Source organism: Hydrogenobacter sp. T-2 (genome assembly GCF_033971325.1).
Lineage (GTDB): Bacteria > Aquificota > Aquificia > Aquificales > Aquificaceae > Pampinifervens > Pampinifervens diazotrophicum.
This window is the reverse complement of record NZ_CP117180.1, coordinates 1,282,699-1,297,028: the sequence shown is the minus strand read 5'-3', so window position 1 is coordinate 1,297,028 and position 14,330 is coordinate 1,282,699. Positions and strand designations below refer to the sequence as shown.

The window sequence follows — 14,330 nt, the reverse complement described above, 5'->3', positions numbered from 1 at the left end:
ATGAGAAAGTTAGCTCTCATAGGTTCAGTCCTTGGAGCCTTTGGCTCCGCCTACGCCCTTGAGCTAAAAACAGACTTGCTTGGAACCCTCAAGATAGAGGGTGCCCTTACAGGCTACATGCTCCACAGCAACAACACTTCAGACACAAAGAAGACTCGCTACGATGTAGGCTCAGCCATAATAAGCCTCTCAAAGCCTGCTGAACCCTTCGGTTTTACCCTAATAGGTGGTGCCTATGCCATACCTGTGGTAGGGGTTGGGCTTTTAAAGACCTCAGATACTACAGACCTCTTTAGTGCTCTTCCTGTTGCCTATGTGGAATATGCACCCATAAAGGGGCTTTCCCTACAAGCTGGAAAACTGCCCACCATAATAGGTTATGAGTCCGCTTTTACCTATCTGAATAACTATATTCAGAGAGGGCTGGTATGGAACATGCAACCGGTGATAAACAACGGTGTGAGGGTAGCTTACAGCACAGACCTCTTTACGGTGAAAGCTGGCATTAACGACGGCTTTTATACCCTTAGCACCACTGACCCAAAAGTAGCCTTTGAAGGAAGTATAGGCATAACGCCTATAAAGGATGCTTCCCTATCTTTTAACTTTCTAATTCCAGACAAGGACTCCAAACCAAATGATACCGCTTTTCCCACAAATAAAAGGGAATACAACATAGTGGCGAGCTACACCTTTGAAAATCTATCCTTCGGTGCAGACCTTATGTATGTGGAAGCTCCAAAAAGCTCAAAAGCAGTAGTGCCCACAAAGGCAAAGGCAAGTGGAGGAGCTTTGCATCTTTCCTATGAACTAAAAGCTATAAAACTTTCTGGTAGAGTAGAATACTTCAAGGACAACTCAGATACTGGAGACACAGACCTTGTAGGTCTTGGAGACGGAAACAAGGGCTGGACATTTACGATTACTCCTGCTTATAAGGCAGGTCCTCTTATGGTAAGAGCGGAGCTCTCTTACGTGAAAGCGGACAATCCCTTCACCACCAAAGGTAAAAAGAATCAAACAAGGCTGGGACTGGAGGTAGGCTTCCTGTTCTGAGGCTCGTGCCTCACCCCCTTCCGGGGGCTTTTTTTGATAAAATAGCCTTATGTGGTTTTTAAGCCTTCTTTTAGCCTTGGGAAGCTGTGCCTTTTCCACGAATAGCTACATAACTTCCTGCGAGCCAGTGCTTGGGAAAGACTCTCTTAGACCAGCGGTATGTGGAAAGTGTCATATAGAGGTAAAGGATGGAAAACTTCTTATAACTCCTGCGGAGGACTGCCCAGCCTATCAGGTCTACAAATGCACCACAAGGGATGGAAAAACTTTCTTTATAAACACCCTTGGCTGTAGACCCTACGAAGAGAAAAACTAAATGGAAACCTTTCTTGCACCAACGGTTTTCCTTTTAACCCTTCTTCTCGTCCTTTTTAGACCCAAAGGTCTTGGTATAGGCTGGTCCGCTTGGCTGGGTGCTGGTCTTTCTTTGGCTCTTGGTTTAATAGAGCCAGGAGATGTTCTCTACATTGCTGGTCTTGTGTGGGATGCCACCCTTGCCTTCGTGTTTCTTATAGTTATATCCATAATCCTTGATAAAGCTGGCTTTTTTGAGTGGTTTGCCCTAAAGGCTATAGAGTTAGGCAAGGGTAGAGGAATTTATCTCTTTGTTTCTCTTATGCTTCTTGGTGCATTTATTTCAGCAGTTTTTGCCAACGACGGCTCTGCCCTTATGTTAACTCCCATAATCTACTCTAAGATAAAATACCTCAACCTACCCAAAAGGCACATTCTACCCTACATTATGGGAGCTGGCTTTATATCAGACACTGCAAGCCTGCCCTTGGTGATATCTAACCTAACAAACATAATAACCGCCCAATACTTTGGCATAGACTTTTGGAGATACGCCCTTTATATGTTCTTCCCCAACCTTGTGTCTGTGCTTTTGAGCTTGCTTGTGCTATATGTTTTTTACCGCAAAGACCTTATAAGGAGCTATGACCCAGAGGTGCTTTTGAGCTCTCCAGCCCACTACGCAATAAGGGATAGGCTTGTTTTCAAGGTTGGTTTCCTGCTAATAGCCCTGCTTGGTTCTACTTTTCTATTACTTGAGCTTTTGAGCCTTAAAATTCCTGTCTCTTTCGTGCTTGGCTTGTGTGCCTTTTTGCTGGCTCTTGCCACTTTGAAAAATAGGGTAGTTAACCTAAAAGAGGTTTTCCTTTTTGCCCCATGGAACATTGTCTTTTTCTCTATCGGTATGTATGCGGTGGTTTATTCTCTAAAAAGAGCAGGATATACAGACAGCCTTACAGGACTTATCCATAAGTTTCTAAGCTACGGAGATCTGACTGCCATAATGGGCGTGGGTATAACCTCCGCACTTCTTTCTGCTTTGATGAATAACTTACCAACGGTAATGACAGTAAACATATCAATAGGCGAGGCTGGGCTTGATCCCAAAATGGCTGAGTTTCTTGCCCTTGCAAACCTTGTGGGAACAAACATAGGACCCAAGCTCACACCCATTGGCTCTTTGGCAACCCTCCTGTGGCTTCATGTTTTGGATAAAAAAGGTATACGCATAGGCTGGTGGTATTACACTAAGGTAGGCTTTGTCCTAACCTTCCCCGTGCTTGTGGGGACACTGTTTGCCTTGTGGCTGTGTTTAAGATACTTTACATAACCAATAGTTAGCCCCAAAAATGCTATCCTCATCCCTACACCTCCAACTCCCTTTTACCAGTCCTTATAGTCCACACCTCTTCAATAGGACAAATAAATACTTTTCCATCTCCGAACATACCGAGGCTTGCGTGCCTTTTTATGACCTCTACCACCCTTTCCACATCCTCATCACGAACCACCACCATCAGAAGAGTTTTAGCAAGCTCCATGTAGCTTGCCTCTCCAAATTTCAACCCTCCCTCCCTACCCCTCCCGACCACATCCATTACAGTAAACCCTCTAAAACCCTTCTCCTCAAGAGCGGTTATCACCTCATACAGCCTTTCTGGTCTTATAACCGCCTTTATTAGCCTCATGGCAGACCTCCCATCACAAAGATTTTTCCATCACCGTAATGACCCGTATGGGCAATCCTGAGGACCCTGCTAACTACGTCGTTATACAAGGCATCCTCCACCCAGCTCATGATTAGAACTTTTGGAACCATGGATGTGAAGATGTCTTTCCTCGTTGAATAACCAAGTCCACCTTCCTTACCCTTTCCAAGCACAGGCTTTGAAACATACTCAATCCCTATATCCTGAAGAAGTGCCTTCACATCCTGAGCCTTTTCTCGCCTCACTATGATTATCAGCTCCTTCAACTTTGACCTCCTTCAATACATTCTCATGCAAGAAAAATACCAAGCAGTGGACATATCTAAAAACCCTGTGGGATTTGACTTTTACACTTATAGCATGTTCCACTATTATGTAGATTTGTTAACATTTTTGTAAATATGTAAACACAAAGAAGACTCGCTCAGATACCTTTTACTAAGCCTAAGCGTTTGGCATTCTAATTGCACAAGAAAGTTATGAAGGGCTTAGCACTGTCCTTCGTCAATAACTAACTATGGAGGATAAGGTATGAAAGCCTTAGCCATAAGACATGTAAGGATAGAGCATCTTGGTTTGCTTGAGCCTATTTTGAAAGGGCTTGGCTTTGATGTGGATTATGTGGATACCGCAGAGGGTATGCTCCTAAATAGACCTCTTGAGTATTACTCCCTTGTGGTGGTTCTGGGTGGTTATATGGGTGCTTACGAAGAGTCAAAGTATCCCTTTTTGTCTTACGAATACAAAGTCATGGAAAAGGCTCTAAAAGAAGGTATACCTCTCTTGGGCATATGCCTTGGTGCTCAGATGTTGGCGAAGGTGCTTGGTGCAAGGGTTTATAAGGGTGAAAGAGGCAAGGAGATAGGATGGATGGAAGTTTATAAGGTAGGAGACCACGAGTATTTCAAGGACTTTCCACAAAGCCTTATGGTCTTTCAGTGGCATGGTGATACCTATGACCTGCCTCAAGGAGCATTTAGGCTCTACTCCTCTAAAAACTACGAAAATCAGGCCTTTGTCTTTCAAAGGGCTGTGGGCTTGCAGTTCCACATAGAGGTGGACAAAAACATGGTAAAGGAGTGGGCTGAAGATTACAAGGATGAGTTAAGCCAAGAAGGTATACAAGTCTCGCAACTTTTAGCCTATGAGGGAGAGAGCCATAGGGACTCTCTCCAAAAACTTATAAAAAGACTCTTAAACCTTTAGCAAAATACTTCGCAATTGGTCCGCCTCGGACTGACCAACCAAACCTCGCTCATGCACCTGCTTATCAACCCTTGCAGGCTCAAGGGTGGCAATGATGTAGTCCATTGCCTTGTAAGCCTTTGTGGGGTCTCCGCAGGTATAGACGTCAATGGTAGCAAGACCATGTTCTGGCCACGTATGGATGGAGATGTGAGACTCCGCCAAAAGCACCACACCAGTGGCACCGTGAGGCTGGAACTGGTAGTAGTGGGAAGATATCTTGGTGAGGTCTGCTACCTTAACTGCGCTCTCAAGGAGCTGACGCACATCCTCCACCCTGTCAATAAGGTCAGGGTGGACCCCATACAGGTCTGCTAGGATATGCAGTCCGAGGGCTTTGACCATTTGCACTCCTCCTTATCAAGTTTTTGTAGCAGTTTAAACTGCCTCATGGCAAAAACCTCCTTAAAAACAGAAAGCTAAATTATAATACTTTTTGTGAAAAAAGCAAGTGGAAAGCAAAAACTTAGACCAACTTCTAACCTTGTCAAGCAGGCAGTGTTTAATATGTTAGGAGACATAGAAGGGATGCTGTTTCTTGACCTTTTCGCTGGAACTGGTCAGATGGGCATGTTTGCAGAAGAGAGAGGTGCGGAGGTTATTTTTGTGGAAAAGAACCCAAAGTTTGCAGAAAAGATAAGGCAGAAAACCAAGGGTAAGGTGGTTGTTGAGGATGCACTTAGGTTTTTGGAAAGGTCTGATATAAGAGCAGACATAATATTCGCAGATCCACCATACGCTTATGAATTCTACGATAAGCTAATTGAACTGGCTTTGAAAAGTCTAAATGAAGGAGGTGTTTTCATGCTTGAACATTCTAAAAAGCTGAGTTTTTCTGCAAAAAAGAAAAAAATATACGGCGATACTGTCCTGTCTATATGGAGGAAAGAAGAATGAAAAGAGCAGTCTATCCTGGCACCTTTGACCCTCCACACTTAGGACATTTAGACATAGTAAAAAGAGCGGTGAGAATATTTGACCGTCTTGTAGTAGCGGTTGCAAGAAACCCGAGGAAGAACCTCCTCTTTAGCGTGGAAGAGAGAGTGGACATGTTTTCAAAAATGGTAGAGGATATAGAGGCTGTGGAAGTTCGGGACTTTGATGGGCTACTGGTGGATTTTATGAAAAAAGAAAACCTTGAGGTTATAGTGCGTGGTGTGAGGCTCTTTACAGATTTTGAGTATGAACTTCAGATTGCACTGAATAACTACAAATTGGCGAAGGTAGAAACGGTTTTTATGATGCCATCGCAGGACTACATACACATAAGCTCTACCATAGTAAGAGACATAGCGAGCTACTGTGGATGCCTAAAGGGCTTGGTGCATCCTTATGTGGAAGAAAGGTTAAGGGAAAAGTTTGGTTGTAGATGAGAGTAAAGGGCTATTTCCACTTACCACTATCTTTATTTTTTATAGAGTTAAAGCGTCAAGAAGTCTTAAAGCTCTATAGTTTGTAAGGTCAAGCTGGAGAGGCGTTATAGAAACATACCCATTGTAAACCGCCCAGTAATCGGTGCCCTCTTCCAAATGCCAGCCAAACTCTTCTGCGGTTATCCAGTAAAGGGGTCTTCCAGAAGGGTCTGAAAGTTTTAACACCCTTTCCTTGTATGCCCTTTTGCCCTGACGGGTAAGCATAAAGCCCCTTATCTCTTCCCTAGGCAGGTTTGGTATGTTCACATTCAGGTATGTGTCCTCTGGCATACCCACTTCAAGAACCTTGAGGACTACCTCCTTTGCAATCCTTGCCATCTGGGAAAAGTCCACCTCTTCCCTTCCAAAGGCGGAAAAGGCAACGGAAGGTATTCCCAGTATCCTCCCTTCCATAGCACCAGAAACAGTGCCAGAGTAGGTTATGTCCTCTCCAAGGTTTGGACCTTCGTTTATACCCGAGCAAACAAGGTCTGGCTTTCTGCCATCAAGGAAAAGATAATATCCAAAATGCACACAGTCCGCAGGCGTTCCACCTATAACAGTCCAAAAATCCTCATCCACCCTTCTTATCCTCAAAGGTCGCGTAAAGGTGAGAGAGTGTCCCACACCGCTAAGGTTTCTGTCTGGTGCTACCGTTATAACCCTTCCAAGACTTCTTAGCTCTTCCCTTAGGGCTTTTATGCCTTCTGAAAAATAGCCGTCGTCGTTTGTTAGCAGAAAGACAGGCATCGCTTATATTTTATCTCATGGGTTGTCCCAAGTGTGGTGGAACAGGCTTTATAGATAAGGGAGGCGTGTTGGAGCTTTGTGATTGCAGGTATGAGGGGGTTAACCTCCAAAAATACCTAAACATACCTCCAAGGTTTGTATCCGCAGAGTTTGAAAACTACGTGCCTATATCAGCCTCACAAAAGCAAGCCCTTGAGACCTGCATTCACTACGCCTATAGCTTTGAACCAAAAGAGGGAAAGGGTCTAACACTTATAGGTCCTCCGCAGATGGGAAAAACACATCTTGTAGTTGCCATACTAAAGACCGTTTACAGAAAGAAGAGAATAAGAGGGGTGTTTTTTGATACGAAAGACCTTTTTTATAGGCTTCAAAACTACGCAAACACAGAAAAGTATCATCGTTTCATGAACCTGCTTTTGAACGCATCTCTTTTAGCCCTTGATGACTTAGGAAGTGAAAGACTCTCAGATTGGAGAATAGAAACCCTATCTCACATAATAAGCCATAGATACAACTTCCTCAAAAGCACTCTCATAACCACAAACTACCCTCTGCTTAAGCAAAGCGAGGACGAAGTGGCAAAGGCTCTGGAAGAAAGGCTTTCACCAGCCATAGTGGGGAAGATATACCAGATGACAGATGTGATATACCTAAGCACTTAGAAAAATAAAGAAAGCACCAGAGCAGGCATAAGATTAAGCACTTTTACATTTTTTAAAAGGTCAAAGATTTTAAGTGCGGTAAGCACCATAAGCCCACCACCTATAAAAAGTGCATTTGACATGGATTGCTCTTTTAAAAACTCGCCGTAAAGGTAAGCAAGAAGGGTTATAGAACCCTGAAAAATAAGCACATACAAGGCAGAGAAGGCTACTCCTTTGCCAAGAGAAGAGGCAAGAATGATGGAAGAAAATCCGTCCATAAAAGCCTTTGAAAGTATTAGAGAGCTATCTCCCTTTGCACCCTCAAGAATACAACCCATAAGGGTCATGGGTCCAACGGTAAAGAGCAAGGAAGCAGAGACAAAGCCCTTGGCAAGGTCTGACTGTGTTTTTGTTAGAGCCTCAATTCTCTCTTCCAATTTAAGAAAACTACCAATTAGAGAGCCAATAACTAAAAGAAAAAAGACCTTCAAGAGCTCTGGCTTGTTCTCTGAAATGAGCTTTATTCCCAAAAGCAAGGTGAAAAGACCTATGCCCTGCATAACAGAGGTCTTTAACCTTTCTGGAAGGTTTTTAGAAATGAGAAGACCCACAGAGGAACCCACCAGCACAAGCCCTGCGTTCACCAAAGTTCCAAAGGTGGGAAACATCAACCTTCGCTGTTTTGGCTTGATTGAGCTTGAGAGAGTATATCTTCAAACATCTTATAGAAAAACTCTGCCCTATCTTGTGGTGTATAGTTTTGAAGCACCCTTTCCCTTGCCCTCTGACCTATCTCCATGGCTTCCTGTGGGTTTTCTAAGTAATATACCACCTTTTCCTCTATATCCGCCCTGTCAAGGGGAAGGTAGGTTATTATTTCCTGATCTGGTGTAAAAAAGCCTGGCAAGGTTGCTCTGAAGTCTATAAAGGGTGCACTACCCATATAGGCGACCTCTAAGGGTGCAAAGCCCACACCGGTGGGAACCGCATGAGGGTAGCTAAGTATGGTTGTGTAAGACCTTCCAATTATCTCAAGTGCCTGGTCCCAGCTCTCTATTGGCACGTGCTCGTGTCCTTCCTTTAGCTCTCCTTCAAAAAGACCCACTATTTTGAGGTTTATACCCTCAAGGAAGTTAAGGATATACCACCTTTTTCTGGCGGTTGCGTAGAAGCTTATATCGTTTAGGAACCTTACATAGTCCTGAGGGTTTTCTTGACGCCATTTGTTAAACTCCTCTTGAAAGCTCTGGTTAAACATGGACAGTATATATTCGCTAACATAAAGGATATGTGCCTCTGGGTTTCTAAAGAGAAACTCACCTACTTCAAAAAAGTATGGGACATATTCCTCTTTCAGGTTCTTTGCTACCTGCTGGGCAATTATGTTGGGGTCTACCACAGGTCCAAGGAAGACTGCTTCTATGTCTCTCTCTTCTGAGGGTTCTATCATTTGGCCTGGGTCTACGAAGGGAGTTATATAGAAGGTGCCTCTTTCATGTCCGAGAAACCTCAGGCTGTCCGCATACTTAAGGTCTGTAACCACAGGAAGGAAGTTGTTTGCTCGCCTTAGGTCAAAGAGGGTGGGAAAGTGAAATAATGGCTCGTCTGTAAAGAGGCTTACATGCACAAAGCCAAAGGCATCAAAAATAGGAAGTCTCTCACCATCCCTTTCTCCAAAGACCACACAGCTACCGTTAAGGTCAAGGGTGAAGAGTGGAGAAAAGTCCAATAGCCTGTTTACCACTTCCTGAAGGTTACCCTCGGTTAGGTCAAAGTCCTGCACTTGTGCACCCTTTTCTCTAAAAAGCTCAAGAAAAGCCAAAATATGTCTGTTTATCCCGAGGTCCTTTCCTTGTCTTAAAAAGGCTATACGCATGGTCTAAAAATCATACCACGGAAATCAGTTTTATTATGTTTTCTTCGGGCATGGGTTTTCCAAGGAAATAGCCCTGAAGGTAGGTGCAACCCATATCCCGGAGGATATCCACTTGCTCTTGAGTTTCCACGCCCTCTGCTATGGTTTCAATTTCAAGACCATGAGATAATCTTATGATGTTCTCTACTACGACTCTTATTCTTTTATCTTCTAACATTCCTCTGACAAAAGATATATCAATCTTGATAACGTTTACGGGGATGCGAGAAATATAGGAAAGGGATGAGTAGCCAGTGCCAAAGTCATCAAGAGCTACCTTTATACCTGCTTCTCTTAAAATTTCTATGTTTTCAATAACCTCCTTTTCACCTTCCATAAAGATTCTTTCTGTTATCTCAACGGTAATGCTCGTATATGCTACCTGATCTATAAGGTTTTCTATAAACCTCTTGTCCCTGAAACTGCGAGCGGATACATTTATAGAAAGTGGGTATTTATACTTTTCATAAAATCTTCTTGCATGCCTTAACATAATACCTTCAAAGCTCCTAAGATACCTACTGTTTTCAAGATAATCAATAAAGAGGGCAGGGCTATAAACATTTCCATGCTTGTCCTTTATCCTTACAAGGGCTTCAAAACCTGCAAGTTTCATATCCTTACTATTCCAGTAAGGTTGATAATAGAAAACAAATAGGTCATCTTCAACAGCTCTATGAACAAGCTCTATAGCAAGGTTCTTGGACCTTATCCTCTCTTCAAACCCCACCTCAAAAAACCTTATTTCACCCTCACCTGCTCTTTTGGCGTTGGAAAGTGCTATGCTTGCTTTTTCATGGAGCTCTCCAAAACTTGAACCGTCGTGAGGATACAATGCGACACCTATGTTAAAGGAGGGGTTTATTGGAATGCCATTCAAGATAAAGGATTTTTCCAGAGTTTCCTCCATTTCCTTTAAGATCTCTATGGCATCCTCCTCTCTTTTAAGAGGTAAAAAAACAGCAAACTCATCACTGGCAAGTCTTGCAATTATCCCCTGCTTTTCTGAATATTTGGAGAGTCTTTTGCCTATCTCTATAAGCACTGTGTCTCCAACCATTTCTCCATAAAGCCTGTTAACCATAGAAAAGTTGCAAAGATCTACAAGAGCCAAGAGAACAAGATTGCTTCTCTTAAGGACTTCCTCTGCCTTTGTCCTTAAGCCATCAAGGTTATGTAACCCTGTAAGTGTGTCAAAGAAGGTTAGTCTTTCTATCTCAGAGGATAAATGCACTTCTCTCGTTATATCCCTACCTACTTGCATATACACAAGAGAACCATCGGGAAGCTTGATGGGATGTATAGAGCTTTCAAGATAGAAAATCTGACCGTGCCTTCCTCTATTTACGAATATAGAGTGGAAGTTCTGACCTGCCCTTATGGTGCTCCAAAGTTGGCTATAGAATTCGGGTGGGTGATATCCAGATTTGAACAATTCTGGACTTTTCCCGATAAGCTCCTCTTTTGAATAGCCAGATATTTCACATACTGCCTCGTTTACATAAATTATTTCACCTAACTTATTTGTTATCAAAGTCCACGATTTTGCCTTTTCAACCGCATTAAATATCATATAGCTTTCTCTGTCCCGTTTGACCTTTTTGAGTATAAACTCCACAGCATTTTTTATTTCATAAAGCACTTCAGTACTCTCTTCGGAGAAGAAATAGGGTTCACCTGCATAGAGGTTAATTACATACTCCACCTTTTCGTCCTTCACAATCGGTATGGCACAGGAAGAAAGGATACCAAACTTGAGCTGTTTCTCTCTCCAAGGAGTCATAGTAGGGTTTTTGAGGGTGTTTTCGTTTATGTATATCTTGTTTTCCCTGTATGCCCTTGCGGTTACCCCTTGACCTTCAGGCAGGTCTTCCCTTGTGGATATGGTAAGGTCCTTCAGGTATTCCTCCGCTTGACCGTAAGAATATACGGGCACTATCAATTCCTTTTCGTAGTCTGGAATACCAACCCAAACGAGCTTTAGAGACATATTCTTTGTTAGTTGAATACAGAGTTCTCTCAGGGCTTCTTCTTCTGTTTGTGCCTTCAGAATGTTTTCAATAAGGTCAATTAGTAGACGGTAAAATCTAATTGCCTTCTTTTTCTCCGTTATATCAACAAAAAAGACCAGACCCGCATAAGACCCCTCATAAAGCACCGTTTCAGAGAAAGCTATAGTCCATACAGTGCTTCCATCTTTTCTAAGTAAGGGTAGCTCATCGTAGCTCTGACTGAAATCCTCACCAGAAAGTCTTCTTGTAACAACCGCTTCTACCGGTTTTCTGTATTCTATCGGGAAGAACTTTTGCAAGGCTGTATAAGAATCCATTCCTTCAAGCTCTTCTTTAGAGTAGCCCAGAAGCTCCGCAAGACAATCGTTTACATATTCTATCTTCTTGGTGTATAGAAGCACACCCACATGCTTTGCCTTATCAATGGCGTGGAAAAAGCTTGCCTTTGACCAAAGCCTCATAAACTTGTCAAACTCTTTAAAGAGCTTCAAAACTTTTGACACATCCGATTCGTCCGCAGGTTCAATCTCTTCAAAGGAAAGTAATGCATCTCTAACCTTAGAGTAGACCTCGGGCTTTGCCATAAACAGGTGAGAGGTCTCAAAAACATGTTCTTCCACAACCACAAGGAGCTTTTTCTCCTCTTCCTCTATCTCCTCCCAAGTCTCGTTATACATGATACAGGCATGCACCCTTCCTTCCTTAAGAGCCCTAAAGGCCTCGTAGAAATTATTCACAAGGACAACCTTAACCCTCTCTATGTCAAGGTCCAAAAAGGAATAGGCAGAGGGTCTTAGGAAGGGTGTAGCAACCAGTATATGCCCTTCCTCAGGGATTTTTCTCTCTACCAGAAACATTTTGTCTTTTTGCCCCTTGAACTTAGCCACAGGAATATAACCAAGCTCATAGAGCCTTGGAGAGATTAGTGGTCCCGCATAGTAAAGGTCAAAAAATTCACCCTTCTCTATTCTTTTGTATTCTTCCTCATGCCCGCTAAGAACCTCAAAATTTACCCTCTGACCAATGGCAAGCTCCAACCTTTTTGCAAACTCCTGCCACCTTTTAATACCCTTCTCCGTATCATGCGGGCATACAGAAAAGCTTATGCCTGAACTTAGCTTTTTCATAGCTTTCACTGGCTATTCTATTATATATAATATAATCATCCATACCATCATCCATAGAGAGCTACAACCTACTACTCATTTTTGACCAAGATAACGGCTTGTGGATTATAGCTGTTAACTCGGGTTATAATAACTCTATGCTTGCAAAGAGAGTATCTCACATAAAGCCAGCACCTACGCTTGCCCTTACAGCTAAGGTGAACCAGCTCAAGGCTCAAGGTGTAGACATAGTGGGTTTTGGTGCAGGAGAGCCAGACTTTGACACGCCAGATTTTATAAAAGAAGCCTGTATAAGAGCCATAAGGGATGGGAAAACCAAGTATGCACCCTCTGCGGGTATTCCACAGCTAAGAGAAGCCCTTGCAGAGAAACTCTTGAAGGAAAACGGTATAGAGTACAAACCCTCTGAGATAGTAATAACCGCAGGAGCAAAGATGGCACTTTTTCTTATTATGCTTGCTCTTTTGGAAGAGGGTGATGAGGTGCTACTCCCTACACCTTACTGGGTAACCTATCCAGAGCAGATACTTCTCTGTAATGCAAAAGTTGTAGAAGTGCCACTTAGAGAAGAAGAAGGCTTTGTCCTCAAGGCTGACCTTCTGAGAGAATACATAACACCAAAGACAAAAATGCTAATACTTAACTCACCCTCTAACCCTACTGGTGCGGTAATTCCAGAAGAAGAACTAAGAAAGATTGCGGAGCTATGCCTTGAAAAGAACATACTTATAGTTTCGGATGAATGCTACGAAGCCTTTCTTTACGACGGGGAAAGGTTTGTAAGTCCTGCCAGCCTCTCAAAGGAGATAAGGGAAATAACCTTTACCGTTAATGCCTTTTCAAAGAGCTATTCTATGACAGGATGGCGTGTGGGTTATGTAGCCTGTCCAGAAAAATATGCAAAGGTAATAGCGGACCTAAACAGTCAAAGCATTTCCAACGCCACCACCTTTGCTCAGTATGGAGCCTTAGAGGCTTTAAAAAATCCAGAAGCCAAAGCCTTTGTGGAAAATATGAGAAAAACCTTTGAAAAGAGAAGAGACCTTGCTTACAGTCTATTGAGGGAGATACCAAAGGTAAGCGTAGTCAAACCTAAGGGAGCCTTCTACATTTTTCCAAACTTTAGGCATTACTCACAAAGGCTGGGTTCAGACCTAAAACTGGCGGATTATCTCATAGAAAAGGGTCGCGTTGCAGGTGTCCCAGGCTCTGCCTTTGGTGCGGAAGGGTATCTAAGGCTTTCCTACTGCGTTTCTGAGGATACCATACGGGAGGGTATAAATAGGATAAAAGGTGCGGTTGAGCTTATATAACTGTTTGTCTGGAGGACAAAATGTGCAGGCTGTTTGGAGTTATAGCCAACAAAGAGGTGGATATGGATTTTTCCTTTAACTTAGCGGACAAACCCTTTAGGGAATTTTCACAAGATAACCCTCATGGTTGGGGTATAGGATATTACAATAAAGGTAAGGCAAGGGTCATAAAGCAGGGGCTGAAGGAGGTAGGAAGTATAAGGAATTATGACTTTTCCGTGGTAGAAACGGTGCGTTCAAGGATTATTCTTTCACATGTTAGATACGCTACCTATGGCGACTATTTCAAGGTAAACGCTCATCCCTTTGTTTTCAAAGATTGGATATTTGCACACAACGGAAGCGTAAATAGGGAATGTCTGAAAGGATACTTAAGTGAAGACTACCTTAGGCTAATTGAGGGGAATACAGACTCAGAAGTGTATTTCCTTTTGATAATGCAGGAAATTGAAAGGCACGGAGACACGCTTGAAGGGATAAGGAGTGCCTTAAGCATAGTTTATAACTGCGAAAACTACACTGGATTGAACTTTATACTATCCGATGGGAATAGACTGTATGCATATAGAGACGCGTCTGATAGGGACAAGGAAGAATACTACTCCCTCTATCTTCTTAAAAGGGATAGCCCTGATTATGACCTTTTTGAACACCTATCAGAGGAGACAAGACAGCTATTAAGAAGTAAATCCTTGAGAGGAGAAAAGGCTGTTTTGGTCTCTTCGGAGGAGCTAACGAAAGAAAGGTGGACTTTAATACCTCTGAAGAACCTTGTTATAGTTAGTCCGAACTTGGAGATAACCTTCATTAGCCTTTAGCCTTCATTTTCAAAGCGTGTGCTATAATTAAT

16 protein-coding genes are annotated in these 14,330 nt (G+C 42.8%); 9 read left to right on the top strand and 7 right to left on the bottom strand.

Features of this window, described 5'->3' with window-relative positions:
• The 3 genes from IAE16_RS07600 to IAE16_RS07590 are packed head-to-tail and all read left to right on the top strand — an operon-like array spanning position 1 to position 2,680.
• Positions 1–1,056, top strand: a complete 1,056-nt coding sequence (locus IAE16_RS07600) for a porin (RefSeq protein WP_323700201.1) — start codon at positions 1–3, stop codon at positions 1,054–1,056.
• 49 nt (positions 1,057–1,105) lie between these two features.
• A complete protein-coding gene (locus IAE16_RS07595; protein ID WP_323700199.1) occupies positions 1,106–1,372 on the top strand; it encodes a hypothetical protein in 267 nt (88 codons plus the stop codon).
• Complete coding sequence (locus tag IAE16_RS07590; protein WP_323700198.1) at positions 1,373–2,680, top strand: arsenic transporter; 1,308 nt, start codon at positions 1,373–1,375, stop codon at positions 2,678–2,680. It begins immediately after the preceding gene.
• Between the two features lie 34 nt (positions 2,681–2,714).
• Here the strand turns inward: IAE16_RS07590 and IAE16_RS07585 are convergent, their stop codons facing one another.
• Both IAE16_RS07585 and IAE16_RS07580 read right to left on the bottom strand, forming a co-directional pair.
• Complete coding sequence (locus IAE16_RS07585; protein ID WP_323700197.1) at positions 2,715–3,038, bottom strand: P-II family nitrogen regulator; 324 nt, start codon at positions 3,036–3,038, stop codon at positions 2,715–2,717.
• Positions 3,035–3,325: a P-II family nitrogen regulator gene (locus IAE16_RS07580; protein WP_323700196.1), complete on the bottom strand. Its 291-nt coding sequence runs from the start codon at positions 3,323–3,325 to the stop codon at positions 3,035–3,037. The genes IAE16_RS07585 and IAE16_RS07580 overlap by 4 nt, the downstream gene beginning before the upstream one ends.
• Positions 3,326–3,590: 265 nt before the next feature.
• Here IAE16_RS07580 and IAE16_RS07575 point away from each other — a divergent pair, with 265 nt between their 5' ends.
• Positions 3,591–4,265, top strand: a complete 675-nt coding sequence (locus IAE16_RS07575) for a type 1 glutamine amidotransferase (RefSeq protein ID WP_323700195.1) — start codon at positions 3,591–3,593, stop codon at positions 4,263–4,265.
• On the opposite strand, the gene speD is transcribed toward IAE16_RS07575, so the two are convergent.
• A complete protein-coding gene (gene speD / locus IAE16_RS07570) occupies positions 4,254–4,649 on the bottom strand; it encodes an adenosylmethionine decarboxylase (RefSeq protein ID WP_323700194.1) in 396 nt (131 codons plus the stop codon). The two genes, IAE16_RS07575 and speD, sit on opposite strands and share 12 nt — an antisense overlap.
• Positions 4,650–4,742: 93 nt before the next feature.
• On the opposite strand from speD, the gene IAE16_RS07565 reads away from it, so the two are divergent.
• Entirely contained in the window at positions 4,743–5,201 is a 459-nt protein-coding gene (locus IAE16_RS07565) for an RsmD family RNA methyltransferase (RefSeq protein WP_323700193.1), read from the top strand.
• Positions 5,198–5,677, top strand: a complete 480-nt coding sequence (gene coaD / locus IAE16_RS07560; RefSeq protein ID WP_323700192.1) for a pantetheine-phosphate adenylyltransferase — start codon at positions 5,198–5,200, stop codon at positions 5,675–5,677. The genes IAE16_RS07565 and coaD overlap by 4 nt, the downstream gene beginning before the upstream one ends.
• Before the next feature lie 39 nt (positions 5,678–5,716).
• Here the strand turns inward: coaD and surE are convergent, their stop codons facing one another.
• Positions 5,717–6,466 carry a 5'/3'-nucleotidase SurE gene (gene surE / locus IAE16_RS07555; protein ID WP_323700191.1) on the bottom strand — a complete coding sequence of 250 codons (750 nt, stop codon included), beginning with the start codon at positions 6,464–6,466 and terminating at the stop codon, positions 5,717–5,719.
• A 17-nt stretch (positions 6,467–6,483) separates the two neighbouring features.
• Here surE and IAE16_RS07550 point away from each other — a divergent pair, with 17 nt between their 5' ends.
• Positions 6,484–7,131: an ATP-binding protein gene (locus IAE16_RS07550; RefSeq protein ID WP_323700190.1), complete on the top strand. Its 648-nt coding sequence runs from the start codon at positions 6,484–6,486 to the stop codon at positions 7,129–7,131.
• Here the strand turns inward: IAE16_RS07550 and IAE16_RS07545 are convergent.
• Genes IAE16_RS07545 through IAE16_RS07535 form a run of 3 tightly spaced genes read right to left on the bottom strand, consistent with a single transcriptional unit; the run spans position 7,128 to position 12,167 of the window.
• On the bottom strand, positions 7,128–7,781 hold the full coding sequence (locus IAE16_RS07545; RefSeq protein ID WP_323700188.1) for a DUF554 domain-containing protein: 654 nt from the start codon (positions 7,779–7,781) through the stop codon (positions 7,128–7,130). The two genes, IAE16_RS07550 and IAE16_RS07545, sit on opposite strands and share 4 nt — an antisense overlap.
• Positions 7,781–8,989 (bottom strand): glycosyltransferase, encoded by a 1,209-nt coding sequence (locus IAE16_RS07540; protein ID WP_323700186.1) that lies wholly within the window; start codon positions 8,987–8,989, stop codon positions 7,781–7,783. Before IAE16_RS07540 ends, IAE16_RS07545 begins: the two co-directional genes overlap by 1 nt.
• Positions 8,990–8,999: 10 nt before the next feature.
• Entirely contained in the window at positions 9,000–12,167 is a 3,168-nt protein-coding gene (locus IAE16_RS07535) for an EAL domain-containing protein (RefSeq protein WP_323700185.1), read from the bottom strand.
• A gap of 137 nt (positions 12,168–12,304) precedes the next feature.
• Between IAE16_RS07535 and IAE16_RS07530 the strand changes: the two genes are divergently transcribed.
• A complete protein-coding gene (locus IAE16_RS07530) occupies positions 12,305–13,480 on the top strand; it encodes a pyridoxal phosphate-dependent aminotransferase (RefSeq protein ID WP_323700184.1) in 1,176 nt (391 codons plus the stop codon).
• Between the two features lie 20 nt (positions 13,481–13,500).
• A complete protein-coding gene (locus IAE16_RS07525; protein WP_323700183.1) occupies positions 13,501–14,298 on the top strand; it encodes a class II glutamine amidotransferase in 798 nt (265 codons plus the stop codon).
• Positions 14,299–14,330: the final 32 nt, after the last annotated feature.

Bases quoted from the DNA above. Each gene is read 5' to 3' on its own strand.
- IAE16_RS07550 (WP_323700190.1), top strand. From the start codon at position 6,484: ATGGGTTGTCCCAAGTGTGGTGGAACAGGCTTTATAGATAAGGGAGGC.
- IAE16_RS07540 (WP_323700186.1), bottom strand. From the start codon at position 8,989: ATGCGTATAGCCTTTTTAAGACAAGGAAAGGACCTCGGGATAAACAGA.
- IAE16_RS07535 (WP_323700185.1), bottom strand. From the start codon at position 12,167: ATGAAAAAGCTAAGTTCAGGCATAAGCTTTTCTGTATGCCCGCATGAT.
- IAE16_RS07575 (WP_323700195.1), top strand. From the start codon at position 3,591: ATGAAAGCCTTAGCCATAAGACATGTAAGGATAGAGCATCTTGGTTTG.
- IAE16_RS07600 (WP_323700201.1), top strand. From the start codon at position 1: ATGAGAAAGTTAGCTCTCATAGGTTCAGTCCTTGGAGCCTTTGGCTCC.
- IAE16_RS07595 (WP_323700199.1), top strand. From the start codon at position 1,106: ATGTGGTTTTTAAGCCTTCTTTTAGCCTTGGGAAGCTGTGCCTTTTCC.
- IAE16_RS07585 (WP_323700197.1), bottom strand. From the start codon at position 3,038: ATGAGGCTAATAAAGGCGGTTATAAGACCAGAAAGGCTGTATGAGGTG.
- IAE16_RS07525 (WP_323700183.1), top strand. From the start codon at position 13,501: ATGTGCAGGCTGTTTGGAGTTATAGCCAACAAAGAGGTGGATATGGAT.
- surE (WP_323700191.1), bottom strand. From the start codon at position 6,466: ATGCCTGTCTTTCTGCTAACAAACGACGACGGCTATTTTTCAGAAGGC.
- coaD (WP_323700192.1), top strand. From the start codon at position 5,198: ATGAAAAGAGCAGTCTATCCTGGCACCTTTGACCCTCCACACTTAGGA.
- IAE16_RS07545 (WP_323700188.1), bottom strand. From the start codon at position 7,781: ATGTTTCCCACCTTTGGAACTTTGGTGAACGCAGGGCTTGTGCTGGTG.
- IAE16_RS07590 (WP_323700198.1), top strand. From the start codon at position 1,373: ATGGAAACCTTTCTTGCACCAACGGTTTTCCTTTTAACCCTTCTTCTC.
- speD (WP_323700194.1), bottom strand. From the start codon at position 4,649: ATGGTCAAAGCCCTCGGACTGCATATCCTAGCAGACCTGTATGGGGTC.
- IAE16_RS07530 (WP_323700184.1), top strand. From the start codon at position 12,305: ATGCTTGCAAAGAGAGTATCTCACATAAAGCCAGCACCTACGCTTGCC.